Source organism: Pseudomonas sp. FP2300 (assembly GCF_030687595.1).
Lineage (GTDB): Bacteria > Pseudomonadota > Gammaproteobacteria > Pseudomonadales > Pseudomonadaceae > Aquipseudomonas > Aquipseudomonas bijieensis.
On the sequence record NZ_CP117440.1, the window covers coordinates 4,234,794 to 4,256,588 of the forward strand.

Below are 21,795 nucleotides of genomic sequence, written 5' to 3' on the forward strand. Positions count from 1 at the left end.
TAAGGCATCCAGCCGAAGGGCCTGGATCACTCAGATAGGTTCAGCCAACGTAGCAGTGGACTCGCGCATGATCTGGGCATGCTCTTCCTTGTCACCCGCACTTTTTTCTATCTCGCACAGTCGTGCAGAGTTCTCGACCACCAACTGGCAACGTTCCCAACGCCGCGCCTCGAACCGGGCCAGGGCGGCCTGTAGATCGCTATCGGCGAACAGTTCTTCTGCAAGCACGATGGCGCTCTCGATGCCAATACCTGCCCCGGAAGCCAGATGTGGCGTGGTGGCATGCACCGTGTCCCCAATCATCACGATGCGGCCTTTATGCCACGGCAACGGCACCAACAGATTGGCCAGCGGACGATAGTCGATATTGGCACCCGGCTCGTACAGTTGCGGCACAAGCATTTGCAGGATCGGGGCTGGGAACTCACCCAGCAGACGCGCCATCTCGCCTGGCCAACTGGCCGGATCGATCCATTCGGAAAACTCGCGGTTTTCCATGAGGAACATGTACATGTGCGTTTCAGAAATCGGATTGACGCCGACCTTGGTGCGTCCCAGCCAGTGACTGGGGCGTACGATTTCCGGCGGACGCTTCAACACAGCGCGCCAGACACTCTGGTGAATGGGTTTTGGCGAGGGTGCTTCTGGGAAAAAGTCCTTTCGCATCCGCGAATGCACACCATCGGCGGCAATGACCAGATCGTAGCGGCCAGAAGTGCCATCGGTGAAAGACACTTCAATGCCATCCTCGCGCTCGATGATGCTGTCGAAGGTGATGCCAAGGCGTACGTTGGTCCCCACCTCCCGCGTCTTGTCGGCAAAAATCCGAGCCAGCACCGGACGCAGGATACCGCCACCACAGGGAATCGGTTTATCGCTGACCGGAGGTCGAAGCGCCAACTGCACGATCAGCTCGCCTGCCGGTGAAAACACATCGAAATTGGTCGACAGATAGCCTTCCCCGGCCACCCGTTCAAGAATCCCGACCGTATCCAGCGCCCGCAACGTGGGTCCACTGAGGGTAATACCGGCCCCCAGGGGGCACCACAAAGGATCTATTTCGACCAAGTCCACTTCGACTCCCTGACGGGCGAGCTGGATAGCCGCGGTCATACCGGAAAATCCTCCTCCGATCACCAGGACCTTATTGACTGCTGCAATCATCACGCTCTCCTAATTATTCTTATTTCAATCGGGCTGACATTGCATGGCGCACCGACGAGTTCTGCAGCGCTATCGACTCAATGCCACAAACTCATGAAGTTCCGACTGAAAAGGCCGGGTCGACAACGAGACTATCGAATCGGCTATCAGCGCTGAAATCGCTTTCCACAATCGGAGGTATCGCAGGGGGTGATGGGTGTCACCACACCCGAAAACCCAATGGGGGAGCGAGCCTGCTCGCGATGGCGGAGAACCCGTCTGTGGTGATGTTGGATGTGCCGACGTCATCGCGAGCAAGCTCGCTCCCACATGGGTTTTGGGTTGGACGGGAGATCCAGGTACACCGCCATACTCCTGTGGGAGCGAGCCTGCTCGCGATGGCGGTGCTCAGTCTACGATGATGTCGAGCCTGCGCGAGGACGCTCGCCTCGCGCATCTGGCCGACAATCCACCGGCCTTTAACGACGTTGGTTCACACGCTGTCCAAGCCATCCCAACAGAGGTATTTCACCTCAAGGAATTCGTCGATCCCAAGGTGAGATCCCTCTCGCCCAAGTCCGCTCTGCTTCACCCCACCGAAGGGAGCGACCTCATTTGAAATCAAGCCACAGTTGATGCCCACCATGCCCGATTCGATGCGAGCGGCGTTGCGCCAGATACGGGCCGCGTCACGGCTGAACAGATACGCCGCCAAGCCAAACTCACTGTCATTGGCCATCGCAATGGCTTCGTCGTCGGTTTCGAAACGCACCAGTGGCATGACCGGACCGAAGATCTCTTGGCGAGCGACCTGCATCCCATGAGTCACATCAGCCAACAAAGTGGGCTGGAAGAAACACCCACCAAGGGCATGGGGTTTGCCGCCGGACAACAGCCGAGCACCCTGCGCCAGCGCATCATCGACAAGGGCCTGGGATTTGCGTACCGCCGCCTCATCGATCAACGGTCCGACCTGGACGCCCGGCTCCAGGCCATTGCCTACCTTCAGGCGTGCCATGCGCTCGACAATGCGCTCGGCCAGGGCGTCATAGATCCCTGACTGCACCAGCACCCGGTTCGCACCGATACAGGACTGCCCACCATTGCGAAACTTGGCCAACATCACCCCGTCAGCCGCCGCATCAAGATCAGCATCATCGAAGACAATGAACGGAGCATTACCGCCCAGCTCCATGGAGCATTTCTTGACCGTCTGCGCCGCTTGCGCCAACAGCAACCGCCCCACTTCGGTGGACCCGGTAAAGGTAAGCTTGCGTACCAACGGGTTGGCCGTGAGTTCACCGGCGATGTCTCGGGTGTCATTACCGGTGATCACACTGAAAACACCGGCCGGCACCCCCGCGCGCTGCGCGAGTTCGGCGAGTGCCAGGGCGGTCATGGGCGTCTGGCTTGCCGGTTTCACGACCATTGTGCAACCCGCCGCAAGCGCCGGAGCGGCCTTGCGCGTGATCATGGCCGCCGGGAAGTTCCAGGGTGTTATCGCGGCACAGACGCCGATAGGCTCGCGCAGTACCACAATGCGCTGAGTGTCCTTTACGCCCGGAATCAGGTCACCACGCACCCGTGTGGCTTCTTCGGAAAACCATCGTACAAAAGACGCAGCGTAATCGACCTCACCCCGCGCCTCTTCCAGGGGCTTGCCCTCCTCCAAGGTAATCAGCGTGGCAATATCCTCACGATGCTCGACCATCAACTCATACCAACGGCGCAACACTTCGCCACGGCGTTTAGCCGTCAAGCGTCGCCATGGACCAAAGGCCTGCTGTGCCGCATCGATTGCCCGCTGGACTTCGGGCCCGCGGCAGCGCGGCAGCTCGGTGAGCAGCGCTTGATCCACCGGATTGCGCAGCGTGTACCGCCCGTGAGGCGTCTCGTTCAGCCACTCGCCGGCGATGTAGGCACCGGTGCGCCACAGCGTGGGATCTTTAAGTAAATGCTTCACGTTGCAATCCTCGTAATCAGCAAGGGTGACGCCCGATCATGAAGGCGCTATCCGGGTCCGAAGTCACTGGCAGGCCCGCCGCGACCAACCCTTGACGCAAAGACTTCATGAGGCGATCCGGCACGCGCATCGCCGGGGCACGCAGTGGGCCGCCGTTGAAGCCGGCGAGCCAGTCCTGGTATTTCCACATCGTGCGATTGAGCACCCCAGTGCCGCCGGCATAGGTTTGCGCGGCGGCACCGTTGGCACTGCGAGCCGGATTGACCTTCCAATACAGTTCCATTGCCTCTTCGAAACGGCCTGTGCGGGCCAGTTCGAACGCTTTCGGGTAGTAGTCGCTCATCCAGGCGGTGTTGCTGGTGCCGGAAAACTGCAGCTTCATCAGGCTCATCAACGGGATTGCGTCAGCTTCGATCGGGCAACTGATCACCACCTGATCGCGGAAGTGGTAGTACATCTCGCAGATGCCTGCCGGCAGCGGAAACCCTTGCTCCGACTTGATGGCCGCGATATTCGGGCAATCGGCCAACAGGCGACGGACCAACTCCAATGACATACCCGCCGGATGCACACGCTCAAAACCCCAGAGCGGAATCGGGAAGAGCATGACGGCAAGGTCCGTCGCATCGCAGAACAACTTGGTGTAGTCGTAGATTTCCTGCTCGCTGGTCGGCCAGAATTGCGGTGGATAGGAGAGCAGGACGATGTCGGCACCGGCATTCTCGGCGAGCTTCACCGCCTCGATGTTCTCAGCCAGGGTGCCAAAGGCCGCGTGGAAGAACAGGATCAAGTCTTTCCCCGACTCACGGGCCCAGGCGGTGAACTGGGCGTTCTCCTGGACCGAAATCGCCAGTTCGCTGCACAGCAACGTGCTGCTGTAGCCCAGCCCGACCGCATGTTCGATGTCGTGGCGGATGCCACGCTCATTGAGGCGCTTCAGGTCAGCGCTGAAGCTGGGGATGGTGACAGCTGAACAGCCCACCAGGTTTTCACGGGCCCAGGCACGGGCATCAGCTTTCTTGTAAGTGGCCATGATGATTTTCCTTCGAACAGTGGAGGGGTTATTTCGAGACAGGGACGATGCTGGCGGGCAGCTCGATGCCAAGCCCTTGTTGCCTGGCGCGCTCGTACAGCGCTTGTGCGATGACGACATCCTGCAGTGCCGAGCCAACTGACTTGTAGAGAACGATGTCGCTTTCGTTTTGGCGGGGGCTGACACGACCCGCTACCAGATCCGACAGCGCGACCAATTTGTCGGCGACATAAACGCCGGCACTGATCGCAGCAATGGCATCGCCAGTGTCGTGGAGCACCTCCTGCGGCATATCAGCGACGATGCAGACGGCTCGATCCATCGTGGCCGGGTCAACCTCCCTTTGTTCAGGCAGGGTGGAGCCCAATGACACGACCGTAGTACCCGCAGAAAGCCATGCCCCTTGCAGTACGGGAGACTCGTCACGACTGCGAGCAGCACAAATCAGCACATCGCAGTCCTGTACGGCTTCTTGCGCAGTGCCCACCGCCTGGATATCCAGCCCCGGCCTGAAGCTTTCGGCAAACCGCTCACGGCTCGCCGGCGTTGGGCTGAACACCCTGACACGGGCGACATCTCGTACAGACTTGAGGCAGTCAAGCGCACCACGCGCTTCAAACCCGGCACCAATCACGCCCACCCGCAGCGGGCGTTGGGGTGCCAGCAGATCGACCGCCAGCGCAGCGGTTGCAGCGGTGCGCAAACCCGTCACCCGATTGCCGTCGATCAGCGCGCTGAGGGCCATGGTTTGCTGGTTGAACAATGCGATCAGATAACTGGCGCATCGCGCCCGCATCGAGGCCGCGATCAACTTGCAGCCCATATGGCCGCCAGCGGGGGGCACCGCAGTCAAACTGCGCAACCAGATACCATCGCCGCGGGCCATGGAACGAGGCGGCACCATGGCATCCGATGTGGGGCAGGCATATGCCTTGGCGAGCGCGGCGACGGCGGTGCTCCAGTCGGCGAGCGCGGCGACATCGGTATCGCTGAGAAAAAGCGTCGGGGCTATTGTTTGGGGCTCTTGGGCGTGATGCATATCGCTGACCTCGCAACGGGTATCAATCATTGATTGACTGACACCCTACGAGGCACCCACCACGCCGAATACTGCTTGGAGTGGAAAGCAGCTATCGCTCAAATCGATGGCATGGCAAGGCTGCAGATCAACCGTCGCACTTCACGGGAGGCACGGGTCAAGGGGCGACGGGGCGACTCGACCAGCACGACGAAGCGCTCGAGGAGCGGGTCGACGATGCGTGATGATGTCAGCCGCTGATCCAGTGAACCCGGTAGCACAGAGGCAATGGCATAGCCGCCACCCGCCGCCACGACTTCGTACTGGAGCTGGACGGAGTCGGCCTCCGCGGCAACGCACAACTCCACGCGATGTTCGGCCGCCAGATGATCGAGCCTGGCTCTCAACAAATGGGGACGCCCAGGCACGACCAAGGGCAACCCCGATAATTGCTTTAACGCGATATCTCGATTGGCAAGACGCGGATCGACCGCGGGCCCCACCAGATGCAGGGGCAGCCTGGCCAATAGATGGGCGTCTGCGATACTGGCCTCACTCTCGCGCAGCACCAACGCCATATCCAGACGACCGTCGTGCAACTGCTCTTCGAGTTGAGCGCTCGCGCCCTCGATCAGATGCAATCTCACGCTTGGCATCTGGGCGCGCACCGCGGAAAAAAGCGTTCCCGCAAACCGACGCACCGCAGAGGGCAGCATGCCTACAACCACCTCCCCCACCGGCTTTCCACGCAGGTTGCGAATGTCATCGGCAAGGCCTTCAGCGTTCGCGAGCAGATCCGATATACATGGCAACAACTGCTCTCCAAACTCGGTCAGGACCACCCCACGCCCGGTTCGATGAAACAGGCGCTCGCCACATTGCGACTCGAGCAGGGCGATGTTTCGACTCACCATCGACTGCGGCATATCCAGCAGTACTGCCGCTTTACTGAGACTTCCAGCCGCCACGACGCGTACGAACAAGGTCCATCGGGGATCGATGATCGTCAGGGCAGTGGCAGGATACGGCGAAGCCGTGCCAGGCACAGAAACGCTCTGGATACCTTGGTCATTCGTCATGTCATCAACTCCTGACGGGCCTGATGCAGGTATTCACGGCTGTCCTGAAGATGCAGGCGCATGGCAGCACGCGCGCATTCAGCGTCCTGATTGAAGATCGCCTGATAAATCTGTTCGTGCTCGCTTTGCATGCGCTGCTCGTAATGCAAAGGCTCAGCGTGAAACAGTTGCGCAGAATCCAGTCGGCTGCGCGGGATAATGACCACGCCCAGGTTGAGCAGTGTGTTGGCGATATAGTGATTACCTGTCGCCTGGGCAATGCTCAAATGAAACTGAAAATCCAGCGCGGCTCGATCATTGACGCTGATTGCCGGCTGCCCGAGCTGATCGAGAAGCGCCCGCAACTCACCTAACTGATCCAGGGTACGTCGTTGGGCGGCGAGCCCGGCGGCCTCTACCTCAAGACCGATCCGAAACTCCATGATCGCCAGCGAATCGGTGATGATGCCGATGGTCGCAGGGTCGATGAACGCCCCCAGCGACAGGGCACTACCCCGTACAAATGTCCCGATACCGTGGCGTGTCTCAACCATTCCAGCCGCCTGTAGACGCGACATGGCCTCGCGCACCACGGTTCTGCTGACCCCATGCTCGCGCATGAGGGCCGACTCGGTGGGCAGCTTGTCACCGCCACGCAGTCGTCCCTCAAGAATGTGCCCGGACAACAGCGTCTCGAGGCCATGAGAAAGGCTCCCGCGTTTTTTCCCACCGACCGCGGGCGCGCTCATTCCTCGAAAATCGCTACGGCACGGACGAAACCAGCCGAGGCATGCCTGATCTTGTAGGGGAAACAGGACACCTGGAAACCATGGGCCGGCAGGCATTCCAGGTTGGACAGTTTCTCCATCTGGCCGTAGCCGATGTCACGTCCGGCCTTGTGCCCTTCCCAGATGATCGAGGCGTCACCCGTGGCGGCGAAGCGTTCGCGCGTGTACTTGAACGGTGCATCCCAGCTCCAGGCATCGGTACCGACCACGCGCACACCGCGTTCGAGCAAATACAACGTGGCCTCGCGGCCGATGCCGACCCCGGCATCCAGATAGCCCGGCTGACCGAACAGCACACCGGCACGGGTGTTGACCAGGACAATGTCCAATGGCTGGAGCACGTGGCCGATGCGTTCCAGCTCAGCTTGCACTTCGGCGGCGCTGACCACATGGCCATCCGGTAGATAACGAAAATCCAGCTTCACGCCCGGTTGCAGGCACCAGTCCAGCGGCAACTCGTCGATGCCAAACGCCGGCTTTCCGCCGTCTGTGGTCGAGGCGTAGTGCCAGGGGGCGTCCATGTGCGTACCGCTGTGCGTCGTGATCTGCAAGCGCTCGGCCGCCCAGGATTCGTCGCCGGGCAGTTGCGCCTTGGACAGGCCGGGAAACATCGCGGCCATCTCCGGCCAGCCTTGCTGATGGTCCATGTAGTCGATTTTCGGCAGCAACGGTGGTGGATCGGTGTAGGGGTTGTTGTCCAGGGTCACGGACAGGTCCACCAGACGGCGTTTAGTCGATCGCATGTTCAGTCACTCCAAGCGCCACCCGTCCACGCTTACGGCGCGGCGGGGCAGCAGGTTTCAAACTATGGCGTATCAGGGCCGCTGCCGAGCCGTCATGGCGAAAGCCAAGGGCGCGGGCCTGCGGGGTTTTCATCGCTGGGAAACTGCCGAACAGCGCTTGCAGGTGGGCATCTGGTGCAAAGCTGATCAGCGCGCGACGTTCCTGGCCGTAGGCAATGGCCAGGGCATCGATGACCTGGGCAATGGACAGGTGCAACAGCGGCAGTTGCCAGACCCGTGACGCGCCAAGCTCGCCGGCCTGCAACTCGGCGGCCCGCAGCAGGTTATCCACGCAACAACGGACCGACATCCACCATGCCTGTGCCTGGGGCGATACCGGACAGCAATACGGCTCGCCCAGGGCAAAGGCATGCAGCAGCTCACTCATGAACGCCGAACGCAGGCCATTGGGTTCACGTGGACGGGCGACAATGCCGGGCAGGCGCACGGCACGGCCGTCGACCTCGCCTCGGCGGGCCAGGTCCTTGAGCGCCATTTCCACCATCACCTTGTGCGTACCGTAGCTCAACTGCGGGTTCGGCACGGCACGCTCATCCATACGCGTCGGCAGGTCGCCGCCGTACACCGCCACGCTGCTGGCATACACCAGCACCGGCCGGCCAGGCTGTTCGCGCAACTGGTCAAGCAACTCCAGGCTTGCCAGCAGGTTGACCTGATAACCCAGCGAGTACTGCTCTTCGGCCGCGCCACCGGGGATGCTCACCAAATGGAACACCACGTCAATGCCGTCGGCCAGGGCGCGCCGCAGCAACGCGGCATCGGTGACGCTACCGCAATGGCGACGCAGACGCTTATCGTCGGCAAAGCCCGTCAGCTCTTTATCCAGCAGGATCAATGCACTGATCGGCTGGCCGCGCAATCGATTCGTGTCGAGCAAGCGTTGCGCCAGTGCCCGTCCGACAAAACCATTGGCGCCGGTAATCATCACGCGCATGAGCGGTCTCCACTCACGACACGCTGGTCAATCGCGCCAAAGACCGACTGCCCTTGCAAGTCGAATACTTCCATGCGCACGCGGTCGCCAAAACGCATGAAGGGGGTCTGTGGCGCACCTTGCTCGATCATCTCGACGGCACGGCGTTCAGCGATACAAGCGGCACCAACGCTGGGGTCGGCATTGGAAACCGTGCCCGAACCGATCACGCAGCCTGCCCTGAGGCGGCGGGTCAAGGCCGCATGGGCGATCAATTGATGAAAGCCGAAATGCATGGCACCACCATGGGCATGACCGAACCACTTGCCATTCCATTCAACCTTCAGCGGCAAGTGCACACGTGCGTCGCGCCAGGCCTCGCCCAACTCGTCGGGGGTGATCGCCACCGGGGCGAAACTCGATGAGGATTTGGCCTGGATGAAACCGAAGCCGGTCTTCATTTCACGGGGGGCAAGCGCACGCAAGCTGACATCGTTGACTTGCACGATGAGCCGAATATGGTCGACAGCGTCTTGCGCCGAGCAGCCCATGGGGACTTCATCGACCAACACCGCGAATTCACCTTCAAAATCGATACCATGGGTTTCACTGGGCAGCACGATGTCGTCGTGGGCGCCCAGGAAGTCATCGCCACAGCCCTGATACATCAGCGGCGTGTGTTCAACACCTTCGATCGGATCCAGCGCAAAAGCCTTCTGCATCCGCTCGCCATGACTGAGAAAGGACGAGGCGTCCAGCCACTGCCAGGCGCGTGGCAACGGTGCGGCGGCCTTCTGCGAGTCAAAGACGAAGGCACCTGCCAACGAGCCTTCATTCAAGGCGTCATAGCGCGAGCGCAAAGCGGTCTCGACGCTCGACCAACGCTCGATGGCATCCTGCAGCGTCTGAGCAATATCGCTGGCATCCACCGCCCAGGCCAGATCGCGTGACACGACCAACAAGCGACCGTCGCGACTGTGATTCTTGAGGGTACTGAGCTTCATGCCTGTTCTCCTTGCAGCTCAGGCGCGAAGCGGCCATCGAGCAGGACGAAGAGCATGCGTGCCATCTGTTCGGTGCGATTGCTCCAGGCGTGGTTGGTACCGCGCTGCACAACGATGTCACCGCGCTTGAGATGCACTTCCTCGCCATCGAGCACCAGCCAGACTTCGCCCTCCGTGACCACGCCGTAATCGAGCGTTTCAGTGCGGTGCATCAACTTGTGCTTGGAGTCAGCCTGTCCGGTGCCGGCATGGGCCTGGCCAATTTCGGCGAAGGCCGCCGCCGCATCCTCGGCACTGACCTGGTTCTGCACGCTGTCAGGCGGTATATCCACCACGCGAATGACACTGCCCAGTGGAGCCGGGCTCAATTGAAGCGGTTTGCTGGTGGGGTCATCGCCGTTGTCCAGTAAGGCCGGGCTGGCGCCACTGTTCCAGATCTCATGGAAGACCGTGCCAGGTACGGCCTTGAGCGGGAAGCTGTTCGGCGTCGGTCCGCTGAGCGCGACCACCGCCCGGCCCTGGGCATCGTGCCCGGTGACCACACGTTTGAAACCCGGAAGTTGTTGCATGTTCGACTCCTCAATCAGTTGGCGAAACGCGGCAGCGGGTAAGGTGGATTCATGAAAAGATCTTAAAGATCGAGCACCAGTCGGGCACTCCGGGCACGCGAGCAGCAAGGCGTGAACTGGTCGTTGCGGGCTCGCTCGGCATCGGTCAAGAACATGTCGCGATGCTCCGGTTCGCCCTCCAGCACGCGCGTGATGCAGGTGCCACAGATGCCCTGCTCGCAGGACAAGGGAATGTCGATCCCCGCCTCCAGCAGCACCTGGGCAACGCTGAGCGCGGCGGGCACCTGGAAACACTGGCCGGTGCTGGCCAGCTGCACCTCGAACCCGCCCGCCTCACCCGCCGGGACAGCGGCGGCGGTAAAGTACTCACGGTGCAGTTGCGCCTCGGCCCAACCCCGCTCACGCGCGGTGCCGAGCACGTGCTCCATGAAGCCACTGGGGCCACAGACATACAGGTGACGGTCACTGGCCGGCGCGGACAAGATCCGAGCGCTGTCGAGGCGTTGGGATTGCTCGCCATCGTCCACATGAACGTGGACGCGATCGGCGAACGGCGATTGGCGGATGTACTCGATAAAAGCCATTCGCCCGGCCGAACGACCACAATAGTGCAGCTCGAAAGGCACGCCGATCCGCGCCAGGCGCTCGGCCATGCAGAGGATCGGCGTAATACCGATACCGCCAGCGAACAGCACGCTGTAGGCCGCCCCATGCTCCAACGGGAACAGGTTGCGTGGCGCGCTGATCCGCAGCCGGCTGCCTTCGTGCACGTGCTCGTGCATGGCCAGCGAACCGCCGCGAGACGCCGGGTCGAGCAACACGCCCAGCAGGTAACGGTGGCGTTCTTCCGGGTGATTGCACAGCGAATACTGGCGCACCAGGCCATTGGGCAGGTGCACGTCGATATGCGCGCCGGCACTGAACGCAGGCAGCATGGAACCCTCGACCGGGGCCAGTTCGAAGCTGTAGATGCCTTCGGCTTCGCGACGCTTGCGGGTCACAACGACATCGATCATCACCGGGTACCCACTGACTGTTCTGCGGCCACCCGCTCCGACTCGATCAACCGACGCAGGACGCGCCGGCAACGCACGGCCCCGGCATCGACTGGCAGCAATACAGGGTTGAGACCAAGCAGTTCGACTTCGCCAATCTGGCGCTGTTGAGCCTCGACCATGGGCTTGTCTTCTCCGGCGAAAATACCGATCAACATGTCCTGGACGAAGGCATTCAATTGCGCATTGTCCTGCTCGAAGCTACGCGTGTTGGCAAAGAAGTAATGGGTATTCGTCGCGTCCTGCGGTGTCATCAGGTGCAGGTTCCATGTCACAGGTCCCTCCTCCCTGGGGCGCCCGGGAGGCGTGGCGCCACTGCCCAGCAGCATCAGGCCAGGTGCGTGCCAGATAACCTCGGCCCAGACGTCTGCCCGGGTCGGGTCTTCAAGATGAGCGCCGAAAGCCGGTGGCGGCACATCATCAGGCGCCCACCAACTGATGCGCACGCGATCATTGGGCAACTCCTCGATGGTGGCGCGCGTGCGCGACAACGCTCCACCACCGAGCGTATCGGGGTGCAGGAAATCGACGTGGCTCAAGTCCATGATGTTGTCGGCCAACAGCTCGTAGTGCGCGCGGGTGGGCAGATACCCATGTCCCTTGGCATGGGTTGGGGCCCGTTCGAGGAAGGAAAAATCAGGGATCAGCGCATCGTTGGCCATGCTCGAATCGCCGGGCCAGACCCAGATCGCCTCATGCTGCTCGACGACCGCGAACGCGCGAACACAGGCGGCCTTGGGAATCGTCCCGTCGCCATGGGGATTGTGCGTACATTGACCACTGCCATCGAAACGCAAGCCGTGGTACGGACACTGAACGCTATCGCCGACAATCTTGCCCATGTGCAGAGGGGCAAAACGGTGCGGGCAGCGATCGGCGAGCGCCCGAATCACACCCTGACTATCGCGAAAGAACACGATGGGTTGCTCGACGATGGTTCTGCCAAGCATCCCGCCTTGCGTCAACTCGTCTGCCCATCCAGCGATGTACCAGGTGTTGAGTAAGTAACTCATGCTGTTCTCCTCGTTTTTCTTATTTTGATAACGTCGAATGGGCAGGTCAGCTATCAGGGTCTGCGACAACAGCGGAGGGAAAAGCTGCCGCGCGACCACGCAACCGAATGCAGGCCAGGGCTACCAATAGTTGAAGGCCGGCGACGATCCCCAGCGCGGCAGGCAAAGCGCTGCTCACCCCACCGGTGATGGCCAGCACCACCAGCGGGCTGGCGAACTCACCGGCAAAGAACATCGCCGTGAAGCCGCCGGCCGCGCGGCCGCGCTGCCGGAAGTCGATCTGGGCCATGATCCAGGTGAGCAAGGTCGGCATCATCAGGCCGATGCCCAAGCCGTTGATCAGTACGGCGATCACCACCAGCCCATGACTGTCGGCCACCGCCAGCAGCCCACCACCGATACCGGCAGCAACGAAGGCCAGGAGCACCTGCCGGTACGCTGGTACACCACTGAACAAACGGAAACTCAGGGCGCCGACCAGTACGCCGAACTGACTGGCGCCCATGGTCATGCCGATCTGCTGCGACCCTTGGACATGCAGCAGGTTGAGCAGGTAACCGACTTGTACCGGCACGATGAACAGGCTCAAGCCCGCCAGGAACGCCAGGGCATACAGCGGCGCCAAGGGACGCCAGGGGAAGGCCTGGCGCGCCGTCGCTGGCGCTGCGGCCACATGAGCGCGCGGTTCCCACAGCAACCAGGCCATCAGCGGCAGGAACACCAGCCCCAGCCCATACAGGGCAAACGGCGTGCGCCAACCGTGCTCGCCGAGCACGCCACCGACGGCAATGAAAATCGCCGCCGACAATGAGGTCGCAACCATTTGCAGGGCGAACATGCGTTCACGTCGCGCGCCGCTGTAGTAGTCGCCCATCATCGTGGTGCAGCAGGTCATGATCGCTGCCTCGGCCACACCGATGCCGGCGCGGCTTATCACGATGAGCTGTAGCGACTCCAGCCACAGCGGCAGTACCCCACAGACGGTGTAGAACAACATCGCACCGATCAACAACGGCTTGCGCCCCAGTCGGTCGGCGATGATCCCGGCCACGGGTGCCAACAGCGCAATCATCAACGCCGGTAGCGTCAGGGCGATGGGCACCAGAACGGCCACGCCCGGTGTGTCGGCGAAGTGCTCCTGCATACGCGGCAGGATGGGGGCCAGCAGCACCGCGCCAAGTACCGGCAAGCAACTGCCGAGCAACAGCAACAAGGACTGCGGTAGCCGCGCCTGGCGTTCAACGTTCATCGCGCACCTCCGCTGGCTGGGTCGCACAAATCGCCATGCCAAAGGCACTCAGGCCGGCGAGTAGGTCAAGCCATAGAGACTGCTGGAACGGATACATACGAGGCATGGGAAAGTCCTTTCTTGTTGTCATGACGCGACGGGGTGAGCGGACGCTGTGGTCGGTTGATCGTGCCCCGACGTCTCCTGGCGGAGTGAGCGCTGCACGCAGGCCCCCTCCTCGGCTACGGCAGGCATCAGCGGCAAGCTCGTCGAATGGCTGGGCTCAACCTCGGCCGGCCCCGTGCTCACACGCTTGCCCGGCAACAGGAAGTGCGCCAGGGCTGGCAACAGCACCAGCGCGCCGACCATGTTCCAGACGAACATGAAGGCCAGCAGCACGCCCATGTCCGCCTGGAACTTGATCGGCGAAAACATCCACGTGGCCACGCCGATCGCCAGGGTCACCCCGGTCAGCATCACTACCTTGCCGGTGGACAGCAGTGCTCGGTAATACGCCTGCGACAGACTCATGCCCTGGCGCATATGGCCGAGCAGGATGCTCATCACATACAGGGCATAGTCGACGCCGATGCCCACGCCGAGGGCGATCACCGGCAGGGTCGCGACCTTGACGCCGATGTTCAGCCAGACCATCAGCGCCTCACAGAGGATCGACGTGAGCATCAGCGGAATCACCGCGCAAATCGTGGCGCGCCAGGAACGGAAGGTAATCAGGCACAGCAGGATCACCGCGCCGTAGACCCAGAACAGCATTTCTCGGTTGGCCTGCTTGACGACGATGTTGGTCGCCGCCTCGATCCCGGCATTGCCAGCGGCCAGAAGGAACTGGACTTCGTCGGTATTGTTCGCCGCGGCGAATTGCTCGACGTGATCCACCAGGCGACTCAGGGTTTGCGCCTTGTGGTCAGAGAGGTAGACGTACAGCGTCAGCAGGCTGCAGTCTTCGTTGTACAGCCCGCGCGGCGCCCCGGCGGTGACCATGTTGAGCATCGCCTGGTTGTTCTGCAGCTCGTACCACTTCGGGCTGCCTTCGCTGAGGCCGACCAGCATCCGGCGGTTGAGCAGCGCCAGGGAATTGGTCGAATCGACGCCTGGCAAGGTGCGCAGTTGCCAGTCGAGCGCGTCGACCTTGCGCAGAATGTCATAACGCGAACAGGCGCTGGCCGGCGTCTTGATCATGACCGCGAACAGATCGCTGCTGGCACCGTAATGACGGGTCAGGAACGCATCGTCCTGGTTGTAGCGCGAGTCGGCCCGCAGCTCGGGGGCGCCGGCATCGAGATCACCGATTTTCAGTTGCAGGCTGACCACGAAGCCGATCGTAGCCACTGCCAGGCTCAGGGCGATGCACAACGCCGCCCAGCGCCGCTGGGTGAACAGGTCAAGAAAGCGCCAGAACCCATGGCGATGCTGGCCAGCTTGTTCAGCGAGCTCGCTTTTCAGGCTCAGCCGAGCGGCGCGGCGGCTGACGCCCACATAGGAGAGCAATACCGGCAGCAGGATCAAGTTGGTGAAGATCAGCACGGCCACGCCGATACTGGCGATCATCGCCAGGTCCTGGATCACCTGGATCTTGATGATCATCAGCACCGCAAAGCCGACCGCGTCGCAGAGCAGCGCGGTGAGACCGGCGAGAAACAGCCGGCGGAAGGTGAAGCGTGCGGCGACCACGCGGTGCATGCCGCGGCCGATGTCCTGCATGATGCCGTTCATTTTCTGTGCGCCATGGCTCATGCCAATGGCAAATACCAGGAACGGCACCAACACCGAATAGGGATCCAGTTGATAACCCAGTAGCGGTAGCAGGCCGAGCTGCCAGACCACCGCCACCAGCGAACAGAACACCACCAGCAAGGTGCTGCGGATGCAGCGGGTATACCAGTAGAGCACCACGGCAGTGATCAGAATCGCCACGGCAAAGAACATCAGGATCTGCCGCAGGCCTGCGATCAGGTCACCGACTTTCTTGGCGAAACCGGTGATACGAATGTCGATACTGTTGCTCTGGTACTGACTGCGTAACGACTCCAGTTGTTGCGACAGCTTGGTGTAATCCAACGGCTGACCGTCGGGCGTGCGCTGCAACAGGGGCACATGGATGATGCTCGATGCCTGGTCGAATGCCACCAACTGGCCGATTTCGTTGGACAGTTGCACGTTGCGTCGCAGTGCCGTGAGGCTAGCGGCGCCGCCATCGTAGTTATCCGGAATGACCGGCCCACCGTCCAGGCCCGCTTCGGTCACCGCCACCCAGCGCGTGGCCGGCGTCCATAGCGACTTCATGTATGCACGGTCGACGCCGGGCAGCAGATAGATCTTGTCGCTCAACGCTTGCAGGGTCTTGAGGTAGGCGACGTCGTAGATATCGCCCCGTTTGTTGACCACCGCGATACGCACCGCGTTACCCAGCCCGCTCAGTTCCTTCTGGTGCTCAAGGTAGTTGGCGATATAGGGATGGTGGGTGGGGATCATTTTTTCGAAACTGGCATTGAGCTCGACACGACTGGACTGCCAACCCAGCACCAGCGTGGTCGCCAGGCACAGCAGCAACACCCACAGGCGATGGTTGAACAATGCCCGTTCGAGCACCGAGCCGGAACGCGGATCAAAGTCATCGAACGCATTCACGGGGGACTGGGGGAAACTACCAGGGGACGTCATAACCTCACTCCGAAGCGGCAGTGGATGGCTGCGCAAGACGCTGCAGCCCGGTGAAACCGGCAACGATCAGGCTGCCATCGGCGGCCTCGATCACACTTGAAACAGGCTTACCCAAGGGCTTGCCCAGTGGCAGCAGCGCCGTTCCGGCCTGCTCACCGTTGAGAAACAAACCGCCGCCCTGGTTGACCAGCAGCACTTGGCCGCCGGCCAGGCGGGTGGCGTCATTGAAAGAAATCGGCATGGGCACAGGCAGGCGCTGGAAGCTCTCACCGCCATCGTTGGATACAAAGGCATTGCCCCTCAGACCGCCGACCAACAGGGCGCCATCGGCGCGGCTCTGCAAGGTGAAAAAACTGCCTTCATAGGGACTCTCCAACTGCTTGAACGAAGCGGCGTCGTCATCCGAGCGCGCCAGGTAACCCTGCTCGCCAGCCAGGAACCAGCGCGTTCCCTGGTGACTGATGGCGTACAAATGCATTCCATTCGGGTTGGCGATGTGCCCCATCAGCGACTGCCACGTAGCACCGCCATCGGCAGTCCACAGCGCCAGGCCGTAGGCGCCGACGATCAGTCCGCGTTGAGCATCGATGAATTCGAGCGCCAGGAAGGGCTTGTCCGCACCATCGGCGACAAGACGCTCGGCATTTTGTACGCGTGCCAAAGCCTCATCCGGATTGACAGCGTTGGCCTGGTCGGCCGTGGCGGCGGCCAGTTCGAGCTGTGCCGCACGCAAGCCGTCGAGTTGCACTGTCCAGTGCTCGCCGCCATCACGGGTGGCCAATACCACGCCAGCGTGACCGACCGCCCAACCCTTTTGCGCATCGACGAACTGCACGGCCGTCAGACTGACCGAAACCGGCACCGAAGCCTGACGCCAGCTTTGCCCATTGTCGTCAGAGAGCAGCACCAGGCCACGCTCACCCACGGCCACCAGGCGTGTCCCGGCCCGCGCCAGATCGATCAATACGCTCTTCTGCGCCGCCGGTACCGCCATGGCCGGGGTGCTCAACGGCGCGCCCACGGCCGTCGTACCTGCCAGGCACTCGCTGGCGGCAAAGGGCAAACACAGGGCCAGGAACAACGCGCCCGCCTGACTGATTCTGTTCATAACCTACCTCGGAAAAACACTCGCATTCCGAGGGCAGACCGACAGGCCTGCCCTTCACGCTCAGCTCAGGTTTAACGCACGCCGCGTCCGGCCATCGCCGCGGGCGAGAACTCCGAGGCCTTGTACCGGTCCACCGCACGATACTGATCCGTCAATCCGGCGTAGACGTTCTGGATAAACCACGCACCCGAAGTCAGGTCATAAAAACCGGCAGACAGTTGCACCACGGCTGGCAAGTCGGGCAGTACGGAAGGCAGGGACCATAGGGTCTTGGCCAATTGACCGCTGGCATCCCAACGGTCGCCGAGCAGGGCTTGCCAGGTGTCTTCGTCGAGGTAGTAGCGGCCTTTGGGCAACTGGTGACGCTTGCCCGCGGCCAACGTCGACTCCACTACCCAGACGCGGTGCAACTCCCAACGCACGTAGTCAGGATTGAGATGGTGCTTGGCGAACAGGTCTTGCGGCTGGGCGGCGGCCTGCACCTTGTTGGTGTTGTAGGGAACATACATTTCCTGCTTGCCCACCAGTTTCCAGTCGAACCGGTCGGTACGTCCCTGCCACACGAACAGCTCGTCGAAGGACATGACCCCGGCGGTGGACGGCGTAGGGGTATCGCAGCAGGCGTTGGGCAGCGTACGCACCCGACGCTGACCGGCCAGATAGACATGAGCCTGGGATTTGTCGCCGTTGATGTTCTCACGCCCCAGGATCTGTTCGCCGGCACGAATCGCCGGGCCGGAATTGACAAAGCGCACCTGCCAGTAGTCACCCGAGTAGTTTTCAGGGCCGCCCTCCTCGAAGTAGTAAGGCATTTCCTGGGTCAACAGGCCGTCGCTGGTCATCACCTGGTTACCGTCGGCCGTCATCAGATAGTGGCGAAAATGCCCCGCCACCGAGGTGCCGCGCCAGTTCAGCAGGTGGTTCCAGATGGCTTCGGTACCGTTCTGTGGAATCGGAAACGGGATCCCGCCAAAGGCACCGTCGGGGATCAGGCCGGCGCTGCTGTCGACCAGTTTGGCGCGGGTCGCATTCTTGAGCGTGTTGTCATAGACCCACTGCGGCGCAGCCGCCGTACGCCGAGTCGGATAGACATCGATGCGATAGGTGTCCGGGAAGCGCTTGAACAGTTCCTTGGTGCCGTCGCTGAGCTTGTCGGCGTACTTCGCCACGTTTTGCGCAGTGATACTGAACAAGGGTTTGTCCGCGGCAAATGGATCGCCACGCTTGCCGCCCGGTACGTAGCTCGGGTCGACCTTGGTGTAGCCACCGTCCCAGGCCGGGATGCTGCCATCGGCATTACCGGCTTTCTCGGCACCGAAGGGTGTCAGGGTCTTGCCCAGCGCGGCCGCTTGTTCGGCGCTGGCGGCCAAGGCCATCGGCGCGGCGGCGACCAGCAGGGTCAAGCACAAGGCCTTTAGAGTGAACTGAATGGTCATGCGCGAATCCTCTTAGAACGTGGTCTTGACCGAGAAGGCCAGGTAGTCCCGGTCCTTCAGCGACTGCTTGTAATTGAACTGGTTGGCGGCGTTGAGGCTGGTGTCCTCGGGCCCGTAGAAGTGGGTGTAGGTCAGCCCCACGGTCACTTGATCCAGGTAGGTGGCGGAGACACCGATGTTCATGTCCCCTCCTCTATCCGGGCCAAACCCACTGATCACAGCCGACTTGCCCATGGGGAAATAGCTGATGCCCAGCGGCACGCTGATATCGATGCCAGGGAAGAACTGGCGATAGGTGGGCGTGTAAACCAGTTTCAGGCCCAGGGCGTCATCGGTGGCGTTGGGGTCCAGGGCTGCGCGGTTTTTGGTCACGGCCAGCAGGCGGTTCCAGGCCACTTCCCCTGTCAGGCTGGCTTCATTGGAAACAAAGGAAGGGCCCAGCGATGCCAGGACGTTAAGGTTCACATGGGCCGTACGGCCAACGGCGTATAGGGCATCGTCGTTGTTGTCCGCATCGACGCCCGGCAGGACGGTCTGAGCGTTGGACACCAGTGGCATGTTCCAACGCATCGATGCCTCGCCGGCAAAGCTGTACTCGTCCACGGAGGTCGCGAAACTGACGCCCAGGACACGGATGTCTTCCGGGTAGACCCAGGAATATTCGCCGACTTGTCCGGTACTGAAGTTCGGCCCGGTGGCATTCGGTTTCAAATACAACGTGGGCGTTTTCTCGTGATACTGCAGCGCGTACAGGCCGTAATCCGTCGTCCCGGTGTTGTACTTGAGTTGCAGGCCGCCCTGGCCGGAACTCCTGGCTTTCTTGTCCTTGCCATGGAAAAACGCAGCCGGGCTGTTGGCATTACCACCCAGGAAATCCGGGAACGGCCCGCCCGTGATCAACCTTTCATTGCCCTCGCCGATGGTATCGCTGGTGGAGAAATAGCTGCCGGCGCCCGGCAAGCGGGTGGCCTCCCACTCCAGTTGGTAGAAGGCGCCCAATGACACACTGTCGGTCAGTTGGTAGGCGGTCGAGAGCTGGTTGACCGGCCGGGTGATTTCCTTGAACTGAGTGTTGGGCACCGATTGCGCCTTGACCACGTCCACCGGCGCCATAGCACCGGCGATGCCGTTGCCACCGAAGAACAGGCTCTCGCCCCAGATAAGGCCGTGGCGCCCCGCGCGAACCGATAAGGCACGGTCGGCCAGGGAGCCGTTCCAGTAGACAAAGGCATCCAGCAGTTCGCCATCGCCACCATGCAGATGACGCGTGTCACTGGTGAACTCGTCGAAGCCCACCGAACGCTGATTGGCACTGGCTGCGTCGTTGTTGTCGTTGCGGTCCTGGTAAACGGTGTCGTACCAGGCGGCACCGCTCACGCGCGCGCCGAAGTCGTGATAGCCGATATCCAGTTCCGAAAGAATATCCAGGCGATTGGAGATCAGCCCCTTTCCGAAGTTGTGATCGCCGTCATTCTGGTTCAGCGCCGTCTGGCCCTCGCTGAGTTTGCTGCTGGGGTCCTTAAGGCGCCAGGCCGCGCTGTACTTGAGCGTGTTGTCCCAGCGCAAGCTGAGATCAGGATTGCCGGTATCGATCTGAAAGGCCTGGGCAGCCGAAGCGCCGAGCCCCAGGCTGGCCGCGAGGGTCAGGGTGAAGGGGACGCGCCGCGACGCAGCGATCTTGCGAGTAGCCATCGAAGTAACCCTCTTTATTGTTGTTGTATGTCAGCTCTTCTGGTGAAACGGCGCCCGCAGTCCAACCGGGCCAAGCCTGCACAGGCATGAAACATCCATGGGAGAGCGAATTCAGTCTTGCCGGCGCCTCAGATGGGCTCTGCGGTGACCTCGAGCATTCGCCTGACCAGGCCGATCCGGTCAAAGCGGCTGTCGTGGGCCATTTCCTTGTCACCGGCCAGCACCGAGCTTTCGCTGATGAATTTGCAGCGTTCATAACGGCGCGCCATGAAGCGTTCGAGCTGCTGTTCGACGCTGCCGCCGGCGACCAGCTCTTCGCCGAGCACGACGGCATCTTCAATGGCCATGCCGGCGCCCTGGCCCAGGTGCGGCGTCGTGGCGTGCACCGCGTCGCCAATCAGCACGACACGACCGCGGTACCAGGGCTCGCGGACGAACACCACCTCCAGCGGCTTGTAGACCACCCGGTCGCTGTCGCGAATCTGCTCGCGCAATTCACCGATCAGCCCGGTAAAACCGCTCAGGCGCTGGCGCATCTGAGTCGCCAGCGTGGCGGCATCCATCCTCGGGTTGGCAGGCTCATGGGAGGTGACGAACATGTACATCTGATCGCGCCCCAGTGGCACCAGCCCGGCATTGCCGGCGGGGCCTTGGAAGGTAGCCAGGTGATCGATTCCAGCGGCGCGTGGAAAGTTGTAGCGCCACACCGACTGGCCGGTGAAACGCGGTCGGTACTGCTCGCCGAACAGCAAACCGCGTATTTGCGAGTACAGGCCATCGGCGCCCACGACCAGGTCGTAACAACCGCGACTGCCATCGGTAAACAGCACATCAACGCCCTCGCCCACCTGCTCCAGGGTTTGCACGCTCAGGCCCAGGCGAATAGAGGCACCCAGGGCAATGGTGGTTTCGCTGAGGACTTGATGCAGGGCCAGGCGCGAGATGCCGACGTTGGCCGGATACTCGGGGCCAGCCAGGCGCTGACCGGGAATTCGCGCCAGTTGCTCACCGGCCATGGTATTGATGGTCACATCCTCGAACGCGTAGGCCGCATCCAGGTAGCCGTCCAACACACCCAACTTGGCCATCTCACGCACGACATTGCTCTGCTGGATGATGCCGACGCCGTAGACCGTCCACTGCGTCTTGAGCTCGACCAGATCGACGTCGATATCCTGGCGACGCAAAGCGATTGCAGCGCACAGTCCACCGATACCACCACCGACGATAAGCACTTTTTTCACTGCTTTCATGCTTGTCTCACTCTTATTCTTGTTATTCACGCAAGC

At 61.7% G+C, this 21,795-nt stretch carries 18 protein-coding genes; all 18 read right to left on the reverse strand.

Annotated elements, in window-relative coordinates:
* Positions 1 to 30: 30 nt before the first annotated feature.
* The gene (locus tag PSH86_RS18570) at positions 31 to 1,164 is read right to left on the reverse strand and encodes an FAD-dependent oxidoreductase (RefSeq protein ID WP_176687594.1); all 1,134 of its coding nucleotides are present in this window, start codon (positions 1,162 to 1,164) and stop codon (positions 31 to 33) included.
* A 472-nt stretch (positions 1,165 to 1,636) separates the two neighbouring features.
* Entirely contained in the window at positions 1,637 to 3,106 is a 1,470-nt protein-coding gene (locus tag PSH86_RS18575) for an NAD-dependent succinate-semialdehyde dehydrogenase (RefSeq protein ID WP_176687593.1), read from the reverse strand.
* A gap of 16 nt (positions 3,107 to 3,122) precedes the next feature.
* Positions 3,123 to 4,139 carry a dihydrodipicolinate synthase family protein gene (locus PSH86_RS18580; protein ID WP_305484154.1) on the reverse strand — a complete coding sequence of 339 codons (1,017 nt, stop codon included), beginning with the start codon at positions 4,137 to 4,139 and terminating at the stop codon, positions 3,123 to 3,125.
* A gap of 28 nt (positions 4,140 to 4,167) precedes the next feature.
* Complete coding sequence (locus PSH86_RS18585; protein WP_233459504.1) at positions 4,168 to 5,208, reverse strand: ornithine cyclodeaminase family protein; 1,041 nt, start codon at positions 5,206 to 5,208, stop codon at positions 4,168 to 4,170.
* Between the two features lie 68 nt (positions 5,209 to 5,276).
* Complete coding sequence (locus PSH86_RS18590; RefSeq protein ID WP_305484158.1) at positions 5,277 to 6,236, reverse strand: LysR family transcriptional regulator; 960 nt, start codon at positions 6,234 to 6,236, stop codon at positions 5,277 to 5,279.
* Positions 6,233 to 6,964 (reverse strand): FadR/GntR family transcriptional regulator, encoded by a 732-nt coding sequence (locus tag PSH86_RS18595; protein ID WP_232201515.1) that lies wholly within the window; start codon positions 6,962 to 6,964, stop codon positions 6,233 to 6,235. The genes PSH86_RS18590 and PSH86_RS18595 overlap by 4 nt, the downstream gene beginning before the upstream one ends.
* Complete coding sequence (locus PSH86_RS18600) at positions 6,961 to 7,746, reverse strand: cyclase family protein (protein WP_176687590.1); 786 nt, start codon at positions 7,744 to 7,746, stop codon at positions 6,961 to 6,963. Before PSH86_RS18600 ends, PSH86_RS18595 begins: the two co-directional genes overlap by 4 nt.
* Positions 7,733 to 8,740: an NAD-dependent epimerase/dehydratase family protein gene (locus PSH86_RS18605; RefSeq protein WP_176687589.1), complete on the reverse strand. Its 1,008-nt coding sequence runs from the start codon at positions 8,738 to 8,740 to the stop codon at positions 7,733 to 7,735. The genes PSH86_RS18600 and PSH86_RS18605 overlap by 14 nt, the downstream gene beginning before the upstream one ends.
* Positions 8,731 to 9,723, reverse strand: coding sequence for a fumarylacetoacetate hydrolase family protein (locus tag PSH86_RS18610; RefSeq protein WP_176687588.1), 993 nt, complete (start codon positions 9,721 to 9,723; stop codon positions 8,731 to 8,733). The genes PSH86_RS18605 and PSH86_RS18610 overlap by 10 nt, the downstream gene beginning before the upstream one ends.
* Positions 9,720 to 10,292 (reverse strand): cupin domain-containing protein, encoded by a 573-nt coding sequence (locus PSH86_RS18615; RefSeq protein WP_232201518.1) that lies wholly within the window; start codon positions 10,290 to 10,292, stop codon positions 9,720 to 9,722. The genes PSH86_RS18610 and PSH86_RS18615 overlap by 4 nt, the downstream gene beginning before the upstream one ends.
* A gap of 62 nt (positions 10,293 to 10,354) precedes the next feature.
* Positions 10,355 to 11,308, reverse strand: coding sequence for a PDR/VanB family oxidoreductase (locus PSH86_RS18620; RefSeq protein WP_176687586.1), 954 nt, complete (start codon positions 11,306 to 11,308; stop codon positions 10,355 to 10,357).
* Positions 11,308 to 12,360 (reverse strand): aromatic ring-hydroxylating dioxygenase subunit alpha, encoded by a 1,053-nt coding sequence (locus PSH86_RS18625; RefSeq protein ID WP_232201519.1) that lies wholly within the window; start codon positions 12,358 to 12,360, stop codon positions 11,308 to 11,310. Before PSH86_RS18625 ends, PSH86_RS18620 begins: the two co-directional genes overlap by 1 nt.
* Positions 12,361 to 12,406: 46 nt before the next feature.
* Positions 12,407 to 13,609 carry an MFS transporter gene (locus PSH86_RS18630; RefSeq protein WP_249015229.1) on the reverse strand — a complete coding sequence of 401 codons (1,203 nt, stop codon included), beginning with the start codon at positions 13,607 to 13,609 and terminating at the stop codon, positions 12,407 to 12,409.
* 126 nt (positions 13,610 to 13,735) lie between these two features.
* Positions 13,736 to 16,270 carry an RND family transporter gene (locus PSH86_RS18635; protein WP_232201521.1) on the reverse strand — a complete coding sequence of 845 codons (2,535 nt, stop codon included), beginning with the start codon at positions 16,268 to 16,270 and terminating at the stop codon, positions 13,736 to 13,738.
* Positions 16,271 to 16,274: 4 nt separating this feature from the next.
* Positions 16,275 to 17,378 (reverse strand): YCF48-related protein, encoded by a 1,104-nt coding sequence (locus PSH86_RS18640; RefSeq protein WP_305484173.1) that lies wholly within the window; start codon positions 17,376 to 17,378, stop codon positions 16,275 to 16,277.
* A gap of 71 nt (positions 17,379 to 17,449) precedes the next feature.
* Entirely contained in the window at positions 17,450 to 18,814 is a 1,365-nt protein-coding gene (locus PSH86_RS18645; protein WP_176687581.1) for a DUF1329 domain-containing protein, read from the reverse strand.
* Between the two features lie 12 nt (positions 18,815 to 18,826).
* The gene (locus tag PSH86_RS18650; protein ID WP_232201524.1) at positions 18,827 to 20,506 is read right to left on the reverse strand and encodes a DUF1302 domain-containing protein; all 1,680 of its coding nucleotides are present in this window, start codon (positions 20,504 to 20,506) and stop codon (positions 18,827 to 18,829) included.
* A gap of 128 nt (positions 20,507 to 20,634) precedes the next feature.
* Positions 20,635 to 21,759, reverse strand: coding sequence for an FAD-dependent oxidoreductase (locus PSH86_RS18655; protein WP_232201525.1), 1,125 nt, complete (start codon positions 21,757 to 21,759; stop codon positions 20,635 to 20,637).
* Between the last annotated feature and the right edge of the window lie 36 nt (positions 21,760 to 21,795).

What these genes read in the sequence shown, in the direction of transcription:
- PSH86_RS18590 (WP_305484158.1), bottom strand. Translation starts at nt 6,236, where the DNA reads ATGACGAATGACCAAGGTATCCAGAGCGTTTCTGTGCCTGGCACGGCT.
- PSH86_RS18635 (WP_232201521.1), bottom strand. Translation starts at nt 16,270, where the DNA reads ATGACGTCCCCTGGTAGTTTCCCCCAGTCCCCCGTGAATGCGTTCGAT.
- PSH86_RS18630 (WP_249015229.1), bottom strand. Translation starts at nt 13,609, where the DNA reads ATGAACGTTGAACGCCAGGCGCGGCTACCGCAGTCCTTGTTGCTGTTG.
- PSH86_RS18615 (WP_232201518.1), bottom strand. Translation starts at nt 10,292, where the DNA reads ATGCAACAACTTCCGGGTTTCAAACGTGTGGTCACCGGGCACGATGCC.
- PSH86_RS18610 (WP_176687588.1), bottom strand. Translation starts at nt 9,723, where the DNA reads ATGAAGCTCAGTACCCTCAAGAATCACAGTCGCGACGGTCGCTTGTTG.
- PSH86_RS18585 (WP_233459504.1), bottom strand. Translation starts at nt 5,208, where the DNA reads ATGATTGATACCCGTTGCGAGGTCAGCGATATGCATCACGCCCAAGAG.
- PSH86_RS18645 (WP_176687581.1), bottom strand. Translation starts at nt 18,814, where the DNA reads ATGACCATTCAGTTCACTCTAAAGGCCTTGTGCTTGACCCTGCTGGTC.
- PSH86_RS18580 (WP_305484154.1), bottom strand. Translation starts at nt 4,139, where the DNA reads ATGGCCACTTACAAGAAAGCTGATGCCCGTGCCTGGGCCCGTGAAAAC.
- PSH86_RS18620 (WP_176687586.1), bottom strand. Translation starts at nt 11,308, where the DNA reads ATGATCGATGTCGTTGTGACCCGCAAGCGTCGCGAAGCCGAAGGCATC.
- PSH86_RS18595 (WP_232201515.1), bottom strand. Translation starts at nt 6,964, where the DNA reads ATGAGCGCGCCCGCGGTCGGTGGGAAAAAACGCGGGAGCCTTTCTCAT.
- PSH86_RS18655 (WP_232201525.1), bottom strand. Translation starts at nt 21,759, where the DNA reads ATGAAAGCAGTGAAAAAAGTGCTTATCGTCGGTGGTGGTATCGGTGGA.
- PSH86_RS18605 (WP_176687589.1), bottom strand. Translation starts at nt 8,740, where the DNA reads ATGCGCGTGATGATTACCGGCGCCAATGGTTTTGTCGGACGGGCACTG.
- PSH86_RS18625 (WP_232201519.1), bottom strand. Translation starts at nt 12,360, where the DNA reads ATGAGTTACTTACTCAACACCTGGTACATCGCTGGATGGGCAGACGAG.
- PSH86_RS18650 (WP_232201524.1), bottom strand. Translation starts at nt 20,506, where the DNA reads ATGGCTACTCGCAAGATCGCTGCGTCGCGGCGCGTCCCCTTCACCCTG.
- PSH86_RS18600 (WP_176687590.1), bottom strand. Translation starts at nt 7,746, where the DNA reads ATGCGATCGACTAAACGCCGTCTGGTGGACCTGTCCGTGACCCTGGAC.
- PSH86_RS18640 (WP_305484173.1), bottom strand. Translation starts at nt 17,378, where the DNA reads ATGAACAGAATCAGTCAGGCGGGCGCGTTGTTCCTGGCCCTGTGTTTG.
- PSH86_RS18570 (WP_176687594.1), bottom strand. Translation starts at nt 1,164, where the DNA reads ATGATTGCAGCAGTCAATAAGGTCCTGGTGATCGGAGGAGGATTTTCC.